Annotated in this window: 27 protein-coding genes and 1 tRNA gene; 25 read left to right on the top strand and 3 right to left on the bottom strand. The window is 29.1% G+C overall.

Going from position 1 to position 22,501, the window contains the following annotated elements; translation table 11 throughout:
- Positions 1–80 precede the first annotated feature (80 nt).
- From pstS to ACZ5VL_RS03485, 6 genes are all read left to right on the top strand, one after another.
- Positions 81–1,103 carry a phosphate ABC transporter substrate-binding protein PstS gene (gene pstS, locus ACZ5VL_RS03510; protein WP_464199943.1) on the top strand — a complete coding sequence of 341 codons (1,023 nt, stop codon included), beginning with the start codon at positions 81–83 and terminating at the stop codon, positions 1,101–1,103.
- An 81-nt stretch (positions 1,104–1,184) separates the two neighbouring features.
- The gene (pstC, locus tag ACZ5VL_RS03505; protein ID WP_464199941.1) at positions 1,185–2,066 is read left to right on the top strand and encodes a phosphate ABC transporter permease subunit PstC; all 882 of its coding nucleotides are present in this window, start codon (positions 1,185–1,187) and stop codon (positions 2,064–2,066) included.
- The gene (gene pstA, locus ACZ5VL_RS03500) at positions 2,063–2,920 is read left to right on the top strand and encodes a phosphate ABC transporter permease PstA (protein WP_464199939.1); all 858 of its coding nucleotides are present in this window, start codon (positions 2,063–2,065) and stop codon (positions 2,918–2,920) included. The genes pstC and pstA overlap by 4 nt, the downstream gene beginning before the upstream one ends.
- Before the next feature lie 3 nt (positions 2,921–2,923).
- Complete coding sequence (gene pstB, locus ACZ5VL_RS03495; RefSeq protein WP_464199937.1) at positions 2,924–3,709, top strand: phosphate ABC transporter ATP-binding protein PstB; 786 nt, start codon at positions 2,924–2,926, stop codon at positions 3,707–3,709.
- 64 nt (positions 3,710–3,773) lie between these two features.
- The gene (locus tag ACZ5VL_RS03490; RefSeq protein ID WP_464199936.1) at positions 3,774–4,355 is read left to right on the top strand and encodes an NAD(P)H-dependent oxidoreductase; all 582 of its coding nucleotides are present in this window, start codon (positions 3,774–3,776) and stop codon (positions 4,353–4,355) included.
- Positions 4,356–4,357: 2 nt separating this feature from the next.
- The gene (locus ACZ5VL_RS03485) at positions 4,358–4,810 is read left to right on the top strand and encodes a nucleotidyltransferase family protein (protein WP_464199934.1); all 453 of its coding nucleotides are present in this window, start codon (positions 4,358–4,360) and stop codon (positions 4,808–4,810) included.
- Here ACZ5VL_RS03485 and ACZ5VL_RS03480 read toward each other — a convergent pair.
- The gene (locus tag ACZ5VL_RS03480; protein WP_464199932.1) at positions 4,787–6,025 is read right to left on the bottom strand and encodes an MFS transporter; all 1,239 of its coding nucleotides are present in this window, start codon (positions 6,023–6,025) and stop codon (positions 4,787–4,789) included. The genes ACZ5VL_RS03485 and ACZ5VL_RS03480 overlap by 24 nt on opposite strands.
- A gap of 91 nt (positions 6,026–6,116) precedes the next feature.
- On the opposite strand from ACZ5VL_RS03480, the gene ACZ5VL_RS03475 reads away from it, so the two are divergent.
- The 19 genes from ACZ5VL_RS03475 (at position 6,117) to ACZ5VL_RS03385 (ending at position 20,444) form a co-directional block, all read left to right on the top strand.
- Entirely contained in the window at positions 6,117–6,623 is a 507-nt protein-coding gene (locus ACZ5VL_RS03475) for a 4'-phosphopantetheinyl transferase family protein (RefSeq protein ID WP_464199930.1), read from the top strand.
- A gap of 75 nt (positions 6,624–6,698) precedes the next feature.
- The gene (locus ACZ5VL_RS03470; RefSeq protein ID WP_464199928.1) at positions 6,699–7,904 is read left to right on the top strand and encodes an NAD(P)/FAD-dependent oxidoreductase; all 1,206 of its coding nucleotides are present in this window, start codon (positions 6,699–6,701) and stop codon (positions 7,902–7,904) included.
- The gene (locus ACZ5VL_RS03465) at positions 7,888–8,232 is read left to right on the top strand and encodes a hypothetical protein (protein WP_464199926.1); all 345 of its coding nucleotides are present in this window, start codon (positions 7,888–7,890) and stop codon (positions 8,230–8,232) included. The genes ACZ5VL_RS03470 and ACZ5VL_RS03465 overlap by 17 nt, the downstream gene beginning before the upstream one ends.
- Positions 8,229–9,359, top strand: coding sequence for a beta-ketoacyl synthase N-terminal-like domain-containing protein (locus ACZ5VL_RS03460; protein WP_464199924.1), 1,131 nt, complete (start codon positions 8,229–8,231; stop codon positions 9,357–9,359). The genes ACZ5VL_RS03465 and ACZ5VL_RS03460 overlap by 4 nt, the downstream gene beginning before the upstream one ends.
- On the top strand, positions 9,356–9,790 hold the full coding sequence (locus tag ACZ5VL_RS03455; protein WP_464199922.1) for a hotdog family protein: 435 nt from the start codon (positions 9,356–9,358) through the stop codon (positions 9,788–9,790). Before ACZ5VL_RS03460 ends, ACZ5VL_RS03455 begins: the two co-directional genes overlap by 4 nt.
- On the top strand, positions 9,783–10,475 hold the full coding sequence (gene fabG / locus ACZ5VL_RS03450; protein WP_464199920.1) for a 3-oxoacyl-ACP reductase FabG: 693 nt from the start codon (positions 9,783–9,785) through the stop codon (positions 10,473–10,475). The genes ACZ5VL_RS03455 and fabG overlap by 8 nt, the downstream gene beginning before the upstream one ends.
- Positions 10,472–11,692 (top strand): beta-ketoacyl-ACP synthase, encoded by a 1,221-nt coding sequence (locus ACZ5VL_RS03445; protein WP_464199918.1) that lies wholly within the window; start codon positions 10,472–10,474, stop codon positions 11,690–11,692. Before fabG ends, ACZ5VL_RS03445 begins: the two co-directional genes overlap by 4 nt.
- 3 nt (positions 11,693–11,695) lie before the next feature.
- On the top strand, positions 11,696–12,115 hold the full coding sequence (locus tag ACZ5VL_RS03440) for an excinuclease ABC subunit A (protein WP_464199916.1): 420 nt from the start codon (positions 11,696–11,698) through the stop codon (positions 12,113–12,115).
- A gap of 2 nt (positions 12,116–12,117) precedes the next feature.
- Positions 12,118–12,690: a beta-ketoacyl synthase chain length factor gene (locus tag ACZ5VL_RS03435; protein WP_464199914.1), complete on the top strand. Its 573-nt coding sequence runs from the start codon at positions 12,118–12,120 to the stop codon at positions 12,688–12,690.
- A gap of 141 nt (positions 12,691–12,831) precedes the next feature.
- The gene (locus ACZ5VL_RS03430) at positions 12,832–13,422 is read left to right on the top strand and encodes a lysophospholipid acyltransferase family protein (RefSeq protein ID WP_464199913.1); all 591 of its coding nucleotides are present in this window, start codon (positions 12,832–12,834) and stop codon (positions 13,420–13,422) included.
- Positions 13,415–13,663: a phosphopantetheine-binding protein gene (locus tag ACZ5VL_RS03425; protein WP_464199911.1), complete on the top strand. Its 249-nt coding sequence runs from the start codon at positions 13,415–13,417 to the stop codon at positions 13,661–13,663. Before ACZ5VL_RS03430 ends, ACZ5VL_RS03425 begins: the two co-directional genes overlap by 8 nt.
- Before the next feature lie 3 nt (positions 13,664–13,666).
- Entirely contained in the window at positions 13,667–13,909 is a 243-nt protein-coding gene (locus tag ACZ5VL_RS03420; RefSeq protein WP_464199909.1) for an acyl carrier protein, read from the top strand.
- On the top strand, positions 13,902–14,408 hold the full coding sequence (locus tag ACZ5VL_RS03415; RefSeq protein ID WP_464199907.1) for a COG4648 family protein: 507 nt from the start codon (positions 13,902–13,904) through the stop codon (positions 14,406–14,408). Before ACZ5VL_RS03420 ends, ACZ5VL_RS03415 begins: the two co-directional genes overlap by 8 nt.
- Complete coding sequence (locus tag ACZ5VL_RS03410; protein WP_464199905.1) at positions 14,405–15,913, top strand: ApeI family dehydratase; 1,509 nt, start codon at positions 14,405–14,407, stop codon at positions 15,911–15,913. Before ACZ5VL_RS03415 ends, ACZ5VL_RS03410 begins: the two co-directional genes overlap by 4 nt.
- Complete coding sequence (locus ACZ5VL_RS03405) at positions 15,906–16,586, top strand: glycosyltransferase family 2 protein (protein ID WP_464199903.1); 681 nt, start codon at positions 15,906–15,908, stop codon at positions 16,584–16,586. Before ACZ5VL_RS03410 ends, ACZ5VL_RS03405 begins: the two co-directional genes overlap by 8 nt.
- Positions 16,583–17,461, top strand: coding sequence for a hypothetical protein (locus ACZ5VL_RS03400; protein WP_464199901.1), 879 nt, complete (start codon positions 16,583–16,585; stop codon positions 17,459–17,461). The genes ACZ5VL_RS03405 and ACZ5VL_RS03400 overlap by 4 nt, the downstream gene beginning before the upstream one ends.
- On the top strand, positions 17,451–17,858 hold the full coding sequence (locus ACZ5VL_RS03395) for an acyl-CoA thioesterase (RefSeq protein ID WP_464199899.1): 408 nt from the start codon (positions 17,451–17,453) through the stop codon (positions 17,856–17,858). Before ACZ5VL_RS03400 ends, ACZ5VL_RS03395 begins: the two co-directional genes overlap by 11 nt.
- Positions 17,855–18,352 carry a LolA family protein gene (locus tag ACZ5VL_RS03390; protein WP_464199897.1) on the top strand — a complete coding sequence of 166 codons (498 nt, stop codon included), beginning with the start codon at positions 17,855–17,857 and terminating at the stop codon, positions 18,350–18,352. The genes ACZ5VL_RS03395 and ACZ5VL_RS03390 overlap by 4 nt, the downstream gene beginning before the upstream one ends.
- Positions 18,345–20,444: an MMPL family transporter gene (locus ACZ5VL_RS03385; RefSeq protein WP_464199896.1), complete on the top strand. Its 2,100-nt coding sequence runs from the start codon at positions 18,345–18,347 to the stop codon at positions 20,442–20,444. The genes ACZ5VL_RS03390 and ACZ5VL_RS03385 overlap by 8 nt, the downstream gene beginning before the upstream one ends.
- A 3-nt stretch (positions 20,445–20,447) precedes the next feature.
- Here the strand turns inward: ACZ5VL_RS03385 and ACZ5VL_RS03380 are convergent.
- Positions 20,448–20,535, bottom strand: a tRNA-Ser gene (locus ACZ5VL_RS03380).
- Between the two features lie 51 nt (positions 20,536–20,586).
- Complete coding sequence (gene tkt, locus ACZ5VL_RS03375; RefSeq protein ID WP_464199895.1) at positions 20,587–22,500, bottom strand: transketolase; 1,914 nt, start codon at positions 22,498–22,500, stop codon at positions 20,587–20,589.
- Position 22,501 lies beyond the last annotated feature (1 nt).

Here is a 22,501-nt window from a genome sequence, read left to right as displayed (position 1 = left end):
TTAATCATCTAAAATGTTTTCGATTTGTAATAAATATATAATAAAATTGCTTTACAAATATTCTTACGAAAGGGTTAGATATGTTAAAAAAACTAACAGGTTTGTTATTAGCTTCATTTGTTGCTGTTAGTGGCGCAAATGCTGCTGATAAAATAATGGGTCAAGGAGCAACTTTCCCACTACCAATTTATAAAGATTGGGCAAAGGGTTATTATTCAGATACTCAAAACCAAGTTACATATAGTGGCGGCGGAAGTGGTAAAGGAGTAAGTGCTATTTCAGATAGAAATGGTGATTTTGGTGGAACTGACTCAGCTTTAAAAGCAGACGAACTAAAAGACAAAAAATTACTTCAATTCCCAACAGTTATTGGTAGTATAGTGTTAGCTTACAATATAGATGGGATTAAAGATCATGCCCTTAAATTAAATGGAGAAGCTGTTGCTGGTATATTTTCTGGAAAAATAACAAAATGGAATGATCCTATTTTAACAAAATTAAATCCAGATCTTAAACTTCCTAATGCAGATATAGTGCCAGTTGTTAGAAGTGAATCAAGTGGAACAACTTTTAATTTCACAAGCTACATAGCAAAAGCAAACGAGGATTGGGCTAAAAATTTTGGTGCTGAAAAAACTATAAATTGGGGTGCAAAAGTTACTCCTGCTCAAGGTAATCCACTTGTTGCTAAAACAATTAAACAAACTAAAAACTCAATAGGCTATATAGAATATGCATATAAAGTAAAAGAAAGCTTAGATGCAGCAACTTTACAAACAAAAGACGGTGATTGGGCTACTCCAACTGAAGAGAATTTTGCAAAAGCTGCTTTAAATTCAAATTTTAGTATTGATCAACATTTTTATGATGTACTAGCTTATGGCAAAGGAGCAAAATCATATCCTATAACAGCTGCAACATTTGTTCTTGTTCCTGCAGATAATGTAGAATCAGCAAAAAAAGTAACTAAATTTTTCAAATGGGCATTTGAAAATAAAGAAGCACAAAAAATGGCAAAAGAACTAGGCTATCTACCTCTACCAGAAGATACTGTTAAAATGATTAATGAGTATTGGACAAAACACGGTATTTCACCAAAATAATTTTTATATTATTTATAAAGTTCTAAAACCCTAAGATTTAATTTTAGGGTTTTTTTAAATTTAATAACAAAGAAATTAACCATGACAGAAAAACAAAAAGGCGCAAATTTTAGAGAGTTAACATTCTCTAGTGCAACTAAAATATCTTCTATCTTAGTACTACTTATATTACTCGCCATTTTTATCTCGCTTGTGTACTATTCTATACCTGCTATAGAAAAGTTTGGAATTAGTTTTTTGATAAATTCTACTTGGGATGTCAATAAAGGCGAATTTGGTGGCTGTGCTGCTATATTTGGCTCTATTGTATCAACTATAATTGCAATGATATTAGCAACTCCTGTTGCTGTTGGGATAGCCATATTTTTAACTCAAATTGCACCTTTTAAAATTAGAAATTTTTTTAGTGTAAACATAGAATTACTAGCCGCAATCCCATCAATTGTGTATGGCATGTGGGGATTTTTATATTTTGTCCCTATGGTGCAAAAAATATTTGGTGGGACTGGAATGGGACTTTTAACTGGCGGACTTGTGCTTTCTATAATGATTTTGCCATTTATAGCTTCAGTTACAAGAGATAGCATGGAAGCAACCCCAGCTATTTTAAAAGAATCAGCATATGCTCTTGGAGCAACTCAGTTTGATGTTATAAAAGATATTATTTTTCCTTACTCAAAATCTGGAATTATAGGTTCTGTGATTTTGGCTTTAGGAAGAGCTTTTGGCGAAACAATGGCAGTCGCATTTTTACTTGGAGGAATTTCTATCATTCCAGATAGTATATTTGATCCAGCTACTAGCATTCCTGTAACACTTGCGACACAATTTGGTGAAGCAATGGGTAATGAAATTTATGAAAGTAGTTTGTTTTATCTAGCACTCATACTTTTTGTTATTAGCTTTATTACTATAGCTATTGCGAAGTTTGTATTTTTAAGAGAAAAAAGGGTTATAAAATGAGTGAAGATAAATTTTTAAAACTAAGATTGCAATCTGCAAAAAAAAGGGTATTTATAAACAGTGTTGTAAGTGGTTTCTCTATTTTTTTTGCTATAGTTGGTCTTTTATTTCTTTTTTGGATAATATTTACTTTAGTTGTAAAAGGAATAGATGGATTTAGTAGCTCAATGTTTATAACAGATACTATAGATGGTGGTATCAGAAATGCTTTAGTAGGCCATGTTATATTAATAGCTATTGCATCAATAATAGGAATTCCAATAGGTTTACTTGCTGGAACCTATTTAAGCGAATATGGTGGCCCAAATGATAAAAAATCAAATTTTATTAGAAATATGAGCGATATAATGATGAGTACGCCTTCTATTGTAATTGGTGCTTTTGCCTATGCAATACTTGTAAATCCAATGAGTACTTATAGTGGATTAGCAGGATCTATAGCACTTTGTATTATGATGATACCAGTTGTTTTAAAAACTACTGATGATATGTTAACGCTTGTGCCACAAACTCTAAGAGAAGCAGCAGTTGCCCTTGGCGCACCTAAATATAAAGTCATAGTTGATATCATTTTTCGTGCAGCAAAAAATGGTCTAGTAACTGGTATAATATTAGCCATAGCAAGAGTTGCAGGAGAAACTGCACCACTTTTATTTACATCATTTCATAGCGACTTTTTTATAACAAATCCACTAGAACCTATGCCATCCCTTACAAATACTATTTATGAATTTACGCAATACCCTGATGAGTATCAAAATTCGGTTGCTTGGGCTACAGCATTTTTATTGGCTATTTTTGTATTGGGTATAAATATTGTTTGTAGATTTATAATAAAACAAAAGAAAAGGTAAGTTATGTCAACTATTACAGAAATTCAAGATCAAAAAATTTTAAATATAAGAGATTTTTCATTTTGGTATGCAAGTAGTGTAAATCCAAATTTAAAAAAGATAAATATGCCAGTAGCTATAAATAAAGTTACCGCATTAATCGGACCAAGCGGATGTGGCAAATCGACACTTCTTCGCTCCATAAATAGAATACATGATTTATATCCAGGAAACAGATATGAAGGTGAAATTTTATATCATAATAAAAATATTTTAGATCAAAAAACGGATTTGATAGACCTTAGGATAAAAATTGGTATGATTTTTCAACAGCCTACTGCATTTCCAATGAGCATTAAAGATAATGTCGAGTATGGTTTAAAGCTTCAAGGTATAAAAGATAAAAAAGTTTTAGCTGAGATAACAGAAAAATCACTTAAAGGTGCAAACATTTGGGATGAGGTTAAAGATAGGCTAAATGATGATGCAGGTGGTCTTAGTGGTGGGCAAAGACAAAGACTTTGTATAGCAAGGGCAATAGCAGTAAGTCCTGAAATTTTATTATTTGATGAACCAACTTCAGCGCTTGATCCTATATCAACTATAGCCATTGAAGAACTTATAAATAGGCTAAAAGAAAAATACACTATCGTAATCGTTACTCACAATATGCAACAAGCTACAAGAATAAGCGATTATACGGCATTTATGTATCTTGGAGATTTAGTGGAGTTTGGAGAGACTAAGCAGATATTTGAAAATCCACGTGAAAAACTACTTCAAGAGTATGTTGGTGGTAAATTTGGTTAATGCTAAACATGCATTAAAAAATATACTATATAATCCTTTTATTATTAACCTAAAAGGATAATTTTTGAAAAATATTTTACTTGTAAATGGCGGAAAAAAATTTGCAGGTTCTGGCGGTAGATTAAATCAAACTTTACATGATGAAGCAAAACAAATACTAACAGAAATTGGAAAAACTGTTAGTGAAACTATAATCGATAGTGGTTATAAAGTAGAAGATGAGGTTAAGAAATATTTAGATGCCGATGCAGTTATTTATCAGATGCCAGGGTGGTGGATGGGAGAGCCATGGATCGTAAAAAAATACATCGATGAAGTTTTCTCTGGTAGCGATGGAAAATTTTTCAAAAATGATGGTAGGACTCATTTAAACCCAACTAAAAATTATGGAAATGGCGGTCTTTTGCATAATAAAAAATATATGTTTAGTTTAACTTGGAATGCACCAATACAAGCGTTTACTGATAAGAATGAATTTTTTGGTGGCATAGGCGTAGATCAGGTTTATTTGCATCTTCATAAGGCTCATGAGTTTATTGGTATGAGTGCACTTCCTACATTTATTTGCAATGATGTTGTTAAAAATCCTCAAGTTAATGAGTATATAAAAAATTATAAAAATCATCTTAGAAAAGTGTTTTCATAATAATGAATAATCAAAATAAAAGCAGCTTACCAAACGATATACAAAAAGAACTAGTAGAGGAACTTCTTGCAATAAAACCAAAAGAAATTTGGCTTTTTGGTAGTTATGCAAAAGGTAATCCAAAGCCTAGTAGTGATGTTGATCTTTTTATAGTAAAGAAAAATTTAAAAGAAGAATTTCATAATGATTTTGTAAATTTAAGAAATGATTTAAAGAAATTTCAAGACAAATACGGCATAGATATAGATATATTTGTGGATACAAAGTCATCTATCAAAGAAAAATTAGCAAGTGGTGATAGCTTTTATAAATCTGTTTTTGAGGGTGCTACTAGAATTTATAGCAAAAAAAATAAAAATCAAGACGAAAATCAAAATATTGATGAAAGACCAAGACAAAAGAATAAAATCGGTCTTTGGCTAAAGCAAAATTTATTTAAGGAAAATAGTTTTTGATTTTTTTGTTTTAAATTTAGAATAAAAAATCAAAAATAATAAAAAAACTATAGCAGACGTGGAGCAAACAAACAGCCCAATGTTAGCTCCAAATTTGTTAGTAATATATCCTGCAAAAATAGCGCCAAATGGTATACTTCCTTGAAAAAAAAGAGTATACATACTCATGACACGACCGCGAAATTCATTTTTAGTATGTAGTTGCATCGTGGAGTTAATACTTGATGCTGTTACAACAAAGCAAAATCCAGTTAGTGATAAAAACAGAGCACATGTCCAAAAATTTTCCCATATACCGATACAAAATAGACTTGTAGCAGACATAAAAGGAATGATATTTATAAGCCTTAGGTTTAGCTTACCAAGTGTTGCTATAAAAAATGCGCCCAAAAACGAACCAATTCCAAGAAACGACATTAGATACCCAAATGTTTTTTCTCCGCCTTCAAGGTTAAATTTGGCAAGCGCAGATATGGTTACATTATAATGAGGTAAAAATGTTGCAACTATTAAAATAATAAGAAGATTGTGGAGCAAAATTTTTTTACTTTTTATGTATAGCAATCCATCTCTTATAGACATAAAAACACTTAAACTATTTTCATGTTTTGAAATTTTACGATTTGGTTTGATAAAAATAAGACTTGTTATTATTGCTGCAAAACTTATGGTATTAAATATAAAACAGTATTTTACACCAAGCGTTGCCATTACGATACCAGCTAGAGCTGGACCTAAAATTCTAGCAACATTAAAAGCCATTGAATTTAATGCAATAGCGTTTTGAATGTAAGTGTTATCATCTACTAACTCATAGACAAACGATTGTCTAGCTGGAGCATCAATGCTAGTAAAAATACCATTTAAAAATGCTAACACTACTATAACTGGATATGTAACTATATCTAAAGTTGTAACAATGCTAAAAACAGCTGCAAGTAACATAAGTCCAATTTGTGAAATAATAAGTATGGTTTTTGTATTAAATTTATCAACCAAAACACCTGAAAATAGGGTTAGAAACAGTGGGGGTAGAAATTGAGCAACAGCAACAAGACTAACAAGAAATGGATCGTTAGTTATTAAAAGAGCTAACCAAGGCTGAGCTATGCTTTGCATCCATGAGCCGATAAGTGAAATATTCATACCAAACCAGTAGAATTTAAAATTTTTAAATTTTAATGATGCAAATGGATTATTTAAAATTGTTTTCATGGCTGTGATAGTATCTAAATATATTAAATTTTTTTATTTTATTTTTATATAACATAATAAAACTTAAGATATATTTTGATAGATTAGTCAAATGAATTTTACACAATTTTTTAAATTTATTGATATAGAAATTTTTATTGGTGAAAACTTAAAACCAATTTCGTATAAAAGATTGGACAAAAAAGATAAAAAAAGAGTTAAAAAAATTCCAAATTTGCTTAAAAATTTAAGTTTTATAGTTTCTAGAAATTTAAAATTTAAATTAAGAAAAAAACTAAAATCTAAAAAATATTGTCTTTGTCATAAAAATGACATAAGCGCTATAAGTCTTTGTAAATTTAAAACAGGAATTGATATAGAAGAGATAAAGATAAGAAATTTTGATAATATTGTAAAATTTTGTTTTTGTGAGGATGAAAAAAAACTGTATTTACAAAGTAGTAATAAAATATTAACATTTTATAAAATTTATACTACGAAAGAAGCGGCACTAAAACGGTGTAATTTAAATTTTTGTGATATTGAAAAAATAAATTATTTCGAAGTAAATAAATATCATATAGAATATGGAAATTATTTAATAACATTAGTTTATTGAAAATAGTATTAATACTTAATAAATTTATTACAAATTATTAAGTATAATAAATTTATTAAATATGGAGATATAATTTTGAAAATATATGATGTTTTGATAATCGGAGCTGGACCTAGTGGTAGCATAGCGAGTGCAATACTGCATAAAGAAAATTTAGACATTTTATGTATAGAAAAAGATAATTTTCCAAGATTTGTTATAGGCGAAAGTTTGCTTCCAAACTGTATGACATATCTGCAAGAAGCTGGATTTTTAGAAGCTGTAGAAAGTAGTGGCTATCAGTATAAAAACGGAGCTGCTTTTAGTTATAAAAACAAATATACATATTTTGATTTTTGTGATAAAAGTACTAATGGATTTGGAACTACATTCCAAGTAAAAAGAGCTGATTTTGATAAATTACTAGTAGATGAAGCTATAAAGCAAGGTGTAAATGTTAGATTTAATACTGCGGTTATAGATGTAGAATTTAAGCAAGATTATGTGGATGTTTTGTTGAATAATAATGAAAAAATAAGGACAAAATTTATTATTGATGCAAGCGGTTATGGCAGGGTTTTGCCAAGACTTTTAAATTTGGAAATTAAAAGTGAGTTAAGTGCTAAAAAAGCTTATTTTACCCACATAGTAGATAATATAAATGAGCCATTATATGATAGAAATAAAATATTAATAACAACTCACCCAGATAACAAGCAGGTATGGTTTTGGCTAATACCATTTATTGATGGAACTTGTAGTGTTGGCGTTGTTGGTGAAGATAGATTTTTGGATTTAAATTTAAATGATAAAGATATTTTGATAAAGCATGTTTATGATACGCCAATGTTAAGCAGATTGTTAAAAAATGCAAAATGGACAAAAGATGTAAAAACCATTTGTGAATATTCAAAAAACGTATCGTCACTATATGGCGACAGATTTATTTTACTTGGAAACGCTGGAGAATTTTTAGACCCTGTTTTTAGTAGCGGTGTAACTATAGCGTTGCATTCCGCATGTCTTGGGGCAAAACTTGTTGCAAAGTCGTTAAAGGGTAAGAGTGTGGATTTTAAAAAAGAGTATCAAGATGAGTTGATGATTGGCATAAATGCTTTTAGAACATATGTAAATGGTTGGTACGATGGGGTATTTCAAGATATAATTTATAGTGTGGATAAAAATCATACTATAAAAAGAAAAATATCGGCGATATTAGCTGGTTATGCGTGGGATAAAACAAATCCATATGTTACTAAATCAAAGCAAGCCCTAGAGAGTATATATGAGTATATTAAGTAAATTTTTGATACTTATTTTGTTTTGTGGGTGTGCTAATAAGTGGGATATACAGAGTAATAAATTTAAAGAGAGTAGTTTTCTTTTAGAATGTGATGGTTCTAGTTATGTTTTAAAAACAAACGGCATTAACTTTTCTTTGTTTGATTCTATGTTTGTGCCAATTGTTAGTAGAAGTTTAGAAAATAATAAATTTAAAAATGATAAATTTTTGCCACCAAATTCAAAATTTGATCCTATTTTTGTAGGAATTATAAATATGATGCAAAAAGATTTTAAATTTTCAACCATAAAGAGTAAAAACCTTGTGTGCGAGGTAAATGAAATTTGAAAATATATATTTCAAAACCTTCCATTGTAGCATCTGCAGGTTTTACAAAAGATTTTTTAAAAGATATGTTGAGCTCAAAAGATAGTTTAAACAAGGAAGAGTTTTGCGAGAAAGAGTTTATTGTTGGAAAAGTTAAAGATGAGCTTTTGGACACTAAATTTAAGTTTAAAGATAGTTTTAAGACAAGAACAAATTTAATTGCACTCTCTGCTTTGCTTCCTTTACAAGATGATGTTTTAAAACTTATAAAAAAATATGGTAAAAATAGTATAGGTGTTGTAATTGGCACAACAACAGCTGGCGTTGAGGAAAATTTCAAAACTTCTTTTAATAATGGAGTTTTTGATATAAATAATTTTAATTTAGAAAAAAATTCACTTGCAAATCCAGCTATTTTTATCAGAGAATTTTTTGGTTTGGAAAATGTAGCATATAGTGTATCAACCGCTTGTACATCAGGTATAAAGTCTATTATAGAAGCTAGTAACTTGATTAAATCAGGTATTTGTAAAGCTGTAATAACAGGTGGAGTTGATAGTTTAAATTCTCTTACGCTTTTTGGTTTTAATTCGCTTTCTATACTTTCTAGTAAAAAATGTTTACCATTTAGTAAGTATAGAGACGGTACAAATTTAGGAGAAGGAGCATCTTTTATGATTGTAAGTGCGGATGAGATTAGTGATATTAGTGTTAAATTTGCTATTTCAAACAATGATGCTTATCATATGACAACACCTAGGCAAGATGGATTTTTTCAAACAAAACTTATAAATGATACCATAAACGTTATTGGCGATATTGATTATATAAATTTACATGCAACTGGAACACAAACAAATGATGCCATGGAGAGTTTAGCTATATACAACTCTAAAACAAAAGCAAAATGTAGTGGTGTAAAAAACTTAGTTGGTCATACTTTAGGCGCTGCTGGTGCCATAGAGATCGGTCTTTGTTCGCTTATACTAGATACAAAATTAGCACCAAAACAAGTTATAAAAGATTATGATGATAGTTTAAAACCTATTAATTTTGTAAACTCTAATTTTAAAGTACCTATAAAAAATGCCATGAGTTTATCTTTTGCATTTGGTGGAGATAATGCATTAATGGTAGTTGGAAAATGACAAATATAGAAAATTTACTTCCGCATAGCGGGGCTATAGTGCTCATAGATGAAATTTTAGATGTTGATGAAAAATCCATTAGGGTAAAAACTACCATAAAAAAGTCTCCATTTTTGCAAAATGATAGATTTTACTCATATCAACTTATTGAAGTAATGGCTCAAAGTTTAGGTCTTTATAGGGCTCATAATGATAAAAAAAATACTACTAAAATAGCATTTTTGATAGGTTGTAGAAAATTTGAAATTTACAAACCATATCTAAATCTAGGAGATGAGATAGAAATAAACTCAGAGCTATCATTTCAAGATGAAAATGGCTTTGGGGTTTACGATAGCGCCATTTTATTAAATGGAAATATCATAGCAAAAGCTAGCTTAAGTGTTTTAAATCCTAGTTATGAAATGTTTGAGGAATTAAAAAATGAGTAAAGTTTTGATAACTGGATCTAGTAGGGGTATTGGAAAGGCAATTGCGATAAGTCTTGTAAATAGTGGATATGAAGTTGTTTTACATGCAAAAACTAAAAATGAAAATATTTTAAATTTAGCAGATGAGCTAAAATGTGAATATTTATATTTTGATGTTAGCAATACAAAAGAGTGCAAAGAAGTCTTGCAAGATATGGAATTTTACGGAGTGATTTTAAATGCAGGAATTGCAAAAGATGGTACATTTGCTGCCCTTAATTTTAATGAATGGAATGATGTGCTACAAACAAATTTATATAGCTTTTATAATGTTTTAAACCCTTTGATAATGCCTATGGTTAGAAAAAAAGATGGAAGGATAGTAGTTATAAGTTCTGTAAGTGGAATAATAGGCAATAGGGGGCAGAGTAATTATTCTGCTAGTAAGGCTGGGCTAATAGGAGCAGCAAAAAGCCTCGCAATAGAGCTAGCAAGTAGAAATATCACAGTAAATGTAGTAGCCCCAGGTCTTATACAAACAGATATGATAAATGAAAATTTACCACTTGATGAGATCAAAAAACTCATACCCGCAAGGCGAGTTGGAAAACCTAGTGATGTCTCTGGTATAGTTAAGTTTTTGCTAAGCAGTGAAGCAAGTTACATAACTAAACAAGTTATTGGTGTAAATGGAGGATTAGCTTGAGAGTTTTTGTTACTGGATATGGAATTATTTCAGCATTTGGAACTTCTTGGAATAAAGTTAGCACTAGCTTTAAAGCTAAAAAAAATGCCGTAAGGTATATGCATGAGTGGGGTAAATTTAAAGACTTAACTACTAAAATAGCAGCACCTTGCGATAATTATGAACATCCTAAAGAGTGGACTAGAAAAGAATTAAGAAGTATGGGAAGAGTTTCAATGCTAAGTGTTGATGCTGCTGGAATGGCTCTTAAAATGTCAGGCTTGATGAATGATAAGGGCATACAAGATGGTAGGCTTGGAGTTGCTGCTGGTTCAAGTTCTGGAAGTACTGATTCGATAGCATCTATGGCAAAACTTCTTTTAAGTGGCGAGAGTGATTGTAATGCAAATACATATATCAAAATGATGCCACATACCACTGCTGCAAATATAGCACTTTTTTATAAATTAAAAGGCAGAATAATCCCAACAAGCTCAGCTTGTACTTCTGCTAGTCATGCTATAGGTTATGCATATGAGTCCATTAAATTTGGTCAAATAGATATGATGATAGCAGGTGGTGCTGAAGAGTTATGTCCTAGTCAGACATATGTTTTTGGTACATTATATGCAACGAGCACAAAAAATTTAACTCCAAATTTAACACCAAGGCCGTTTGATTCAAATAGAGATGGTTTAGTTTTGGGAGAAGGTGCTGGATACTTAATATTAGAAAGCGAAGAGAGTGTCTTAAAAAGAGGAGTTACTCCAATAGCTGAGATTGTCGGTTTTGGTTCAAATTGCGATGGTACACATATAACACAACCAAACGCTCAGACTATGAAAATAGCAATGAGCTTAGCTTTGAAAAGTGGAAATTTAAAGCCAGATGACATTGGATACATCAATGCTCATGCAACAGCTACGACTTTAGGAGATATAGCTGAAAGTATAGCTACAAATGAACTTTTTGGCGATAGCGTAAATGTGAGTAGTATTAAAAGTTATTTAGGTCATACTCTTGGTGCATGCGGTGGTTTAGAGGCTGTATTTAGTATAGAGATGATGAGAGATGGAGTTTTTTATCCAACTATAAATTTAAATGAAGTTGATAGTAGATGTGCTAAATTAAATTATTTAAAAGAGATAACAAATTTAGATTGTGATTATGTTATGAGTAATAATTTTGCATTTGGTGGTGTGAATACATCTTTGATATTTAAAAAATTTAAAGGATAAAAAATGAAAAAATTGTTAGTAACATTATTGTTAGTTAGTGTTAGCTCAGTTGCTTTTGCAAAAAATGATATCGTAACATTTCCTCTTAGTGATGTTTTAAACTCTCCAAAAGCCAAAGAAGTATTGGATCCAAATATACAAATCAGTTTTGGTAGTGGAACAAAAGGTAATATTATAAAAGCGCAACTTCAGTCTAGTAAAAAAACAAATGCAGTTGGTAAAAGCGATCAAGAGGCTTGCAATTGGGCTTTGCTTAGCGCTTTAAAAACTTTTCAACAAAGAGCCATACAAGAAGGCGGAACTAAGGTTATAAATTTAACTGGTTATTATTATAAAAATAGCTTTGATTCAAAAACACAGTTTCAATGCGGTGTAGGTAATATAATGGCTAGCGTTACATTAAAAGGCGATATTGCTAAATAAACATGTTTAAGGTATTAAAACACAGTTTTTGTTCAAAAGATTATAATATCGGTGATTTATCTGCTTTGCAAAAAAGACGAATGAGTAAGATTGATAAAATTTTATACACATGTATAAAAGATATAAATATACAAAATTGTCCGATAATTTTTGCTAGCAATTATGGAGAAATTAATCGCTGTATAGGACTTTTGAGCGAACTAAGCAAAGACAATCTTGTATCGCCGACATCATTTTGTAAATCCGTGCTAAATGCACCAATTGGAAATATCTGCATACAACAGCAAAATAATAGTGAAATCTTTGCAATAAGTTCAGAGTTTCCAACTGAGACTGGATTTTTATCAGCTTTTTGTAAATTTGATAAATATGAGAAAATCCTTATATTAATCTATGAAGAACAAATAGACGAAATTTCTTATGGTTCATCTTTTTTAGTTCAAAAAGGAGATGATATTAGTTTAAGTATTTTGGATAGTAGCGAGAATAATTCTCTAGAATTATCTAAAATTTATGATAAATTTATTCTAAGAGAGAATTTTGTAAATGGTAAATTTGGATGGAAATTTAATTAACATCGTAAAAACAGGCATTTTATTTATTCTTTTTGGATTTATATGCTTGGTTGGAAATTTGTTTTTTATTCCGATAATTATTTTAAATTTACAAAGATTTAAAAGTGTTAAAAATTTTTCTAGATTTTTGGTAAGAAATTCTTGGAATTTTTTTTGCATTGCTCTGAAATATTTGGTTATCAAACATTAGATTTTAAAATTTTAAAATCAATTGGAAGACCAGGGGAAATTATAATTTCAAATCATCCTTCTCTTTTAGATGTGGTATTTTTTATCTCTAGTATAAAAAATCTGAATTGTGTTGTAAAAGGAAAATTATCAAGCAATATTTTTTTATCTCCAGCTATCAAGGCCAGTGGGTATATTTTAAATAACAATAATGAAGATTTTTTATATGCAGCTATAAATGCTTTGAAAAATTGTGAAAGTGTGCTTATTTTTCCAGAAGGTAGTAGGACTGAAAAGGAGATAATTTTTCATAAAGCTGCTGCTTATATAAGCATAAAAGGTGCAAAAACACTAACTCCTGTGTTTATGAATATGTCCCCAAAAAGTTTAAAAAAAAATCAAAAATGGTATAATACACCAAAGGTTAAAATTAAATATACATTTAAAATTGGTAAAAGTTTAGATATTGCAAGTTTTAACCCAAATAGACCAATTCCTATAAGAGCTAGACTTTTGCATGAAGAGCTAAAACAAATATATAAAAAGGAAATTAATTATGATTAATGATATTAAAGAAATGATCATAAAAGGTTTAAATTTAGAAGATATTAAGCCAGAAGATATTGATGAGGATGCACCGCTTTTTGGAGATGGATTAGAGTTAGATAGTGTCGATGCCCTTGAGCTAGGTCTTTTGGTACAAAAAAAATATGGCATTGTGTTGGACGCTAAAAGTCAAAATTTAAAAGATATTTTTTATAGTGTCAAAACGCTTGCTAATTTTGTTGAGAAAAATAAGGAATAAAAAATGAATAAAGATGAAATTTTTGGGATATTAAAAGATGCCTTGGTTAATCTTTTTGAAATAGAAGAAGATAAAATAACACAAGATGCGCTTATATATGAAGATTTAGATATTGATAGTATAGATGCTATAGATTTAATAGACCATATAAAAAGAAAAACAGGTCATCGCTTGGAAGTAGATGATTTTAAAAGTGTAAGAACAATTGGTGACATTGTTGAGGCGATTTCAAAGAAAATTGATTAAAATTGTACTGTTTTTACTTACAGTTTTAAGCATAATTTATCCATTTTGTATAGTTTTTAAAAGTGAATTTACTTATGAAGTTATTATTTTGCTTGCCTTTTTTTGGTTTATAAGAGGAGTGCTTGAAAATAAAATATTTATTTTATTGAGCCTATTTTTTTTAGCTATTTTTGCGGTAAAAGATTTAAAATATTTTTATCCAGTAGTTGTAAATTTGGGTTTATTTGTTTTCTTTGCTATTAGTCTAAAAGGCGAAAGTTTAATAACAAAACTCGCAAAACTAAAAGATAAAAATTTAAGCGAATTTGCTCTGATTTATACTAGAAAATTAACAAAAATTTGGATTATATTTTTTTTATTGAATGCCTTAATATCATTTTTATTAGTATTTATAAATTTAAAAATGTGGGCATTTTATACCGGTTTTATAAGTTATGTTTTTATAGGGGCTTTGTTTGGCGGGGAAATTTTATATAGAAAGTTGATTTTAAAAGTATGATAGATAAAAATGTCTATTTTGATGAGTACAGTTTTGATTGTGTAAAAAAAAGAAGTTTAGAGTTTGCAAAGTATATAAAAGAAAATAAACTTACATATATTTGTTTGTATTGCGAAAATACATTTAATTTTGTGTCAGCTTTTTTTGGAGCCATGCATGCCAATGCTATTTTAAATATAGTTGCAAGTGTTGATAGTTCCAATGTTAATGATGAAAATTTTGATAGTATGAGATCTATTTGCAGTGATGAGTTTGATTTAAATTTGGATTTTAAATTTAATATATTTACATCTGGAAGTAGTGGTGCTAGCAAAAAGATTGAAAAAACATTAAATGATATGTTTAATGAGGCAAATTATATGAAAAGTTTAATTCCCAAAAAAACACAAAAAGTTTTTTCAAGTGTTCCTCATCAGCATATGTACGGACTTACGTTTAAAATATTTTTACCGTTAGTTTGTGGATTTAAGGTTATATCTAGACAATTAAATCATCCTAAATTGATATCTTTAGAAAATTTCAGTGATGCTATTTTTATATCTTCTCCAATTATGATAAAGGCTGCAATAAATTATAATTGTATAGAAATTTTAGATGAAGCAAATTTAATCATAACATCTGGCGCAAAACTAGATAGCAGTTTAAGACAATATACTAAAACTCAAATTTTGGAAATTTATGGTAGTACAGAAACTGGCGTAATTGCTTTAAATATTGAAGATGGATTCAAACCAGTTGTCGATATTAGTTTTAATAGTGAAAATAGGCTTATTGTAAACTCACCATGGTGTAAAGAATTTCATAGCAATGATATAGCTAAAATGCAAAATGGTAGATTGATTTTACAAGGAAGATACGATAGAATTATTAAAATAGGTGATAGGCGTTTTGATCTTGATTTTGGCGGGGAACTCCTTAAAAAAAATGAACTCATACATGATGCTAGATGCGATATTTTAGACGGTGAAAAGAGGGTGAGCGCTATAATTACTCTAAGTAAAAAAGGCAAAGAACAATTTAGAAAAGTTGGCAAACATGGTATAGTAAGTGAGATAAAACAGTTTATTTTGTCTCAGCTTGGCACTAATGTGAGGAAATTTAAGATAGTTGATCAAATTTATACTAAAGATAAATTTTCAAAAAGCGACTTTGAAGCTAAATTTAATCAAATTTCTAAACCAATATTTTCTATTGTGAACAAAAATGAAAATAGTTTGAAATTTAGAACTTATATGGATGAATTTCTGTTTTTTTATGATGGACATTTTCCTAAATTTCCACTTACTCCAGGATTTATGCAAATAGAGTTTATTTTTGAGTGTTTAAACATGATAGGAATTGATATAAAAAATAGAGTTACGAGCTTGCAAAATCTTAAATTTAAATCTTTTTTGCGTCCATCGGATGAGGCTTTTATAGAAATTTTACTACAAAATAATAGAGTAAAGTTTCAAATACTTGCAAATGAAAAAATTGTATCAAGTGGGAGTATAGATTTTGTATAAAATTTGCTTTTTAATACCATATTATAACCATCCTCAAACGATAAAAAAGCTTTGTAATATACTAAAAACATACAACATGCCAATTATTATAGTAAATGATGGAAGTGATGGTGAACTAGAAATTAAAAATGCCATTATTTTAAAGCATGATAAGAATTTGGGTAAAGGTGCTGCTATAAAAACCGGTATGAAGTATGCAAAAGAACAATGTTTTACGCATATTTTTCAAATAGATGCAGATATGCAACATGATTTACATATGATAGATGAATTTCTAAAAGTATATGAAAAAGATAAAAATTCGCTTATTATTGGGTATGGAAAATACGACGAAACGATCCCAAAAAGCAGACTTTATGGTAGAAAAATAACTGATTTATGGGTTTATATAAATACTCTTGGTGGTAAATTCAAAGATTGCATGACTGGATTTAGAATTTATCCAATCAATCTTGAAATTTTAGAAAAAACTTCATCAAATAGAATGGAATTTGATATAGAAATTATTATAAATTATTATAAATTTGATATAAACTTGATATGGATGGAAGTAGGTGTAACATACGGGGCCGTATCACATTTTATGAAATTTAAAGATAATTTTTTAATAAGCTTAATGCACGCAAGGGTGTTTTTTGCTTTGCCAAAATTTATTTATAAGAAAATAAAATGAAGTGGTATGAGCAAAATGAAAAAGCCGGAACCTTTCTTTTAAAAATTACATTTATATTGGTTTCATATATGCCAAATTTTGTTTTAGCTCCAATAGCCTTGCTTGTATCTTTTTGTTATTATGTTATGTGTCCAAAACAAAGAGCAAATATAGATGAGTATAAAAGAAATTTAAGCCTTAAATTTAATATCAAAAAAACTTCTTCTTTTTTAAATTTTTATAATTTTAGTTATATGATTATAGATAAAATAAGAGTTTGGATTGGCAAAATAAGCTTTGAAGATCTAAAATTTATAGATAAAAATAGCATGGAAAAAGCTTTTTGTAGCTCAAAAAGAGGCAAGATTGTAATTACTAGTCATTTTGGAAATGTTGATATAGCAAGAGCCCTAAGCAGTTTTCATAATGGCATTAATATGGCTATTTTAATGTATAATCAAAATAGTACAAAATTCGCAAATTTGATTAATAAGATAAGTAAAATACAGATAAAAATAGTTGAGGTAAATGATTTAAATATACAAACAATGCTAAAATTGAGCAATTTTTTGGATTCTGGTGGCTTTATATGTTTAATGGTTGACAGAATTCCAATACATGGTAATAAAATTCATTATTGTGATTTTTTGGGTAAAACTGCACCATTTCCGCAGGGTGCTTTTATACTCTCAAGGCTTTTAAAATGTGATTTATTGGCACTTTGGTGTATTAAATATAAAGGTAAATATAATATAAGTGTTGATGAAATCAAATTTGATACAAATATAACTAAAAATATGGAAATTTACGTTAAAAAGCTAGAAAATATGTGTAAAAAATATCCAAATATGTGGTTTAACTTTTTTGATTTCTGGGAAGATAAAAATGAAAAATAGTTTAAGAGTGTCTATAAAAGTTCAACTTTATGATATTGATAGTATGAATGTCGTATGGCATGGAAATTATGTTAGATTCTTGGAAGTTGCAAGAAATGAATTTTTAAGCAAGATAGGTTTTGGTTATAATGACATGAAAGATGCTGGCTATATCTATCCTGTGGCTAAACTTGATTTAAAATATATAAAACCTGCAATGTTTGATGAGAATTTAGAGGTGTTAGTTGAGTTAGTTAATATAGAAAGTTTTTTGAAGCTAAACTATACTATATTTAATGCAAAAGGTGAAAAAATATGCAAAGCATCAACATCTCAAGCTTGTGTTAAAATAAGCAATTTGCAAACACAATTTAATGCACCTGAAATTTTAAAAAGTATTGTGAAGGATGAGTTATGAAAACAGTTATTTTATTACTAACACTTGTTAGTTTATCTTTTGGAAATTTTTTGCAAGAATTGCACACAGATAATGTTGAAGGCAAATTTAAACAGACAAAATATATAAAAAATTTTGAAAATAATATTACTACAAGTGGTAAATTTTCCATTCATAACGGTGTTTTTGAGCAAAATACAACAAAACCAATAATGCTTGCTATTAAAGTTGATAAAAGCGGTGTTTATGAGTATAATGACGGAAAATACAAACTCATTTCAAGTTATTTTGATAAAGAACTTTTTTTAGATATTTTAGATGTAAATTTGCAAAATCTTAAAGATAAATTTGACTATATTATTAATGGTGATATATCATCATGGAATGTTGAATTAAAACCAAAAGGAGTGTTAAGTAAAATATTTCATAGTATAAATATAAGTGGAGATAGTAGAGTAAGGCAACTTATACTAAATGAGATAAATGGTGATGTAACAAGGTATGATTTTGAATAAAAAAATAATTTTTACTCTGATTTATGTCATTTTTATTGTTTTGATATCTCAAAATTATAGTAAACTAAACTCAGACATAACGACTTTTTTAAATTTAGATAAAGATAGTATCATATCTAGTTTTGATAATAGAAATTTTTCAATACTCATAAAATATGCAGACGATGTAAATACAGTAAAAAATATAATAGAAAAAAGCGGAATTTTAGATCATAGTAATGATTTTGATATAACTAGCGTTGAGAAGTATAAATTGGCTATAATGAGTAAAGATGATATAAGTTTACTGCAAAATAATCCAATATTATATTTTGAAAATTCCATAAAAAGCTTTTTGAGTCCGGTAAAAATTCTCAATAATGATTTTTTTTCTATGGTAAAAAATTTGAATTTTGCTTTAACTTATGACTTAAATACAAAAAGCCTGAAAACTAAAAACTTTTATCTATTAAACTATAAGCTAAATCAAAATTTTACTGATGATAAGCTTATAAATTTAGTATATACATTAAAAAAAATAGATCAAATTTATATAAACTCGCCAATGTTTTACTCATCATATGCTAAACATACTGCAATATTTGAAAGTACCATTTTAGGTTCTATATCACTATTTGCTAGCATAGTTTTTGTTATTTTGGCTTTTAGTAATTTGCATATTTTTAAGATATTTTTTGTGATTATTTTTGGCTTAACTAGCGGACTTGCTGCTAGTTTAACTATACTTTCAAGTGTAAATTATTTAACTATAGTTATATCAACAAGTCTAATTGGACTGATGATAGATTATATGATCTGTTTTTTGAGTTTAAATATGGGCATTGCTATTAGTAAACAAAGTCCTAGAAATATACTTAGTCTGTTTTTAACGGCTCTTGTTGTTACTATAAGTGGATATTTAATATTTTTATTTTCACCTATGAAGTTTTTACATGAAATTGCTATATTTTCTGTATTTTCACTACTTGGTGCATTTTTAATAACATATTTTTTACTTCCAGAGATGTTAGAAGGAAAAATCTTTAAATCTTATAAAATATTTGACTGTTTCATAAATTGGCTTATAAATTTAGCTAAATTTTGCGTGAAATATAGGTTATATTTTATTTTTGCATATATTTTTTTACTTATATTTGGTTTTTACAAAATTTCAAATTTGCCATTTGTTGATAACATAAAAAGCTATGTATCTATACCAAAAATAGTTAAAAATGATGGAGAAATTTTTGCCAAAGAGGTTCAAGGCATTAAGAGTAAATTTATAGAAGTTAATGAAAAAAATAGTTCAAATTTAGTTAAAGAACTTGATGATTTGATAAAAAATCCGTTTTATATCTCATCGTTTTTTAATGATGAAAAAACACAAGAAAATATAAAAAATATGTTTAAAAAATTCGCATCAAACAACGATATTTTAATCTTATATAAAAATATTGGCATAAACAATGTAGAACAAAAATTTACTGAAATTTATAGTCTAAAAACATATAAAAGTAGTGAAATCTGCGAAAAGTTATTTCATGAAAGATGCTCTTTATTTTTTAATCAAAACAATGAGAAAATTTTTATAGATAGTGCTAGTGAAAATAGTAAATTTTATGAAATTTTAAATAAATATGATGCGACTTATATTGATTATGTAAAAAACATTAATTTGACTTTTACTGATATTAAGAAAAATGCAATAGAGCTAAAAATAGTTGGCTTTATTGTAGCTTTTATGATTTTGTGGACTCTTATTAATTTTAAAACCGCATTTTTTACAATAATAAATGTTTTTGCATGTTCTATTTTTTCTATTGCCATATATGCCATTTTTGGTTTAAATATAGATATATTTGCGATATTTGGCGTTATTTTAGGATCTGCTGTTGGTATAGACTATATGCTTTTTGCATTAAATGGAAAATTTGAGCTTAGAAATAGAATCTTTGCGATAATTGTAGCTAGTTTTACGTCTATAATATCTTTTTTCACTCTTATGTTTAGCTCTACTTATGCTGTTTTTAGTTTTGGATTTGGAGTTAGTTTAATAATACTGGTTAGTTCTTTTATGGCACTTATCTATTCTCTAAGGCTTAAAATAAATTAAATATGGCGGGTAGAGTGAGATTCGAACTCACGGTAAGTTGCCCTACACACGCGTTCCAGGCGTGCTCCTTCAACCGCTCGGACATCTACCCAAATAATAAAAATAGGATTTTACCATAAATCTAGGTAAAATCCAATATTATTTATTTTATATAACTTTTTGCAACGTTTGCTATATTTTTAGGGGTAAAGCCAAAATGCTCGAACAAATCTTCGGCTTTTCCGCTTTTTCCAAATGTTTTCATGCCGTAAAGTTCATCTGCAAATTTATACCACTCATTTGAGTTTGCAGCTTCAACTGCTAAGATAAAGCTGTTTTCATCAAAAATTTCTTTTATGTAGCTATCCTCTTGTTCGCAAAGCAAGTCAAAGCAAGGTGTGCTAATCACATTTACGCTGATATTTTCACTCTCTAAAAGCTGCGCAGCTTTTAAGCACAAACTAACTTCACTTCCGCTAGCAACTAATGTTAGTTTTGGCTTGTTTGATTTTTTAAGTAAATAGGCGCCATTTTTAATATCGCCAAAAACTGGTTCTCCTACATAATCTAAAGTTTGGCGAGAGCAGACAAATGCACTTGGCGCATCTAAGCTAAAGGCTTTTTGCCAGCATTTTACATTTTCTACACCATCAGCTGGTCTAAAAACATAGAAATTTGGCATCGCTCTTAGCATAGAAAGTTGTTCTATTGGCTCATGAGTTGGTCCATCTTCGCCTACACCAATGCTATCGTGAGTAAAAATAAAGAAGTGTTTTAATCTCATCAAAGCAGACATTCTTATAGAGTTTTTTTGATAATCGCTAAAAATGAAAAATGTAGCAGAAAAAGGCAAAAACAAGCCGTATCTTGCTACTGCATTATTTATAGCTGCCATTGCGTGCTCTCTTATACCAAAGTGCATATTTTTACCGCATGGAAAATCTGGACTATCATTTATAACTGTTTTGTTTGAGCTATTTAAATCAGCACTTCCACCTAAAAATCCAGGCACTGCTTTTGCTATAGCATTTATTATCTTGCCGTTACTATCTCTAGTTGATATGTTTTGATTTTTAAAGTCTGGATAGTTAATTTTAGAAAAATCAGGATTTAAAAGCTCATTTAAAAGAGCTTTTTTCTCACTGCTTAAATTTGCTACCTCTTTTTCCCATAAAGTCTCTGCCAAATCACCTTTTTCAACTGCGCTTCTAAATCTTATAAGCACATCATCGCTTACAAAAAAGTTCTCATCAGGATTAAATCCACTAGCAGTTTTGGCTTTTTTTATCACTTCATCACCGAGCGGTGCTCCATGGGATTTATGAGAACCTTCCAAATTCATTGCACCCTTTGCAATTATTGTATTTGCGATAATCAAGTAAGGTTTTTCCTTATTTTTAGCTTCATTTATGGCAAATTCTATCTCATCATAGTTATGACCATTTATTCTTGCAACTTCAAATCCTTGTGCTTCAAATCTAGCTTTTACATCTTCATTCCAAGCTATATCGGTTGAGCCTTCTATTGTTATACGGTTTGAGTCATAAATTATAACAAGATTATCTAAGCAGTGGCGACCAGCTATTGAGCATGCTTCATAGCTAATACCCTCTTGCAAATCTCCATCTCCACACAAACAGTAAACTTTATGATCTATGATTTTGCTTTTCTCGTCATTTAGTAAATTTGCTGCATATTTTGCCGCCATTGCAAAACCAACAGCATTTGCAATGCCTTGCCCTAAAGGTCCAGTTGAAATCTCAACGCCGTTAGTTTCAATTTCTGGATGTCCTGGTGTTTTTGAGTTTAGTTGACGAAAATTTTTAAGATCATCCATATCTAAATCATATCCACTTAGATATAAAAAGCTATAGACTAATGCGCTTGCGTGACCTCCCGAAAAAACAAGTCTATCGCGGTTTAGCCATTTTGGATTTTTAGGATTGTGTTTTAGATGTTTTGCAAGAACTACCATAATATCAGCAAGTCCCATTGGAGCCCCTGGGTGTCCCGAGTTTGCTTTTTGAACCATATCGGCGCTTAAAAATCTTATGGTATCAGCCATTTTTTGATACATA

The organism is Campylobacter sp. GTC17093 (assembly GCF_055397635.1).
This window is presented reverse-complemented; position numbering and strand designations above follow the sequence as displayed.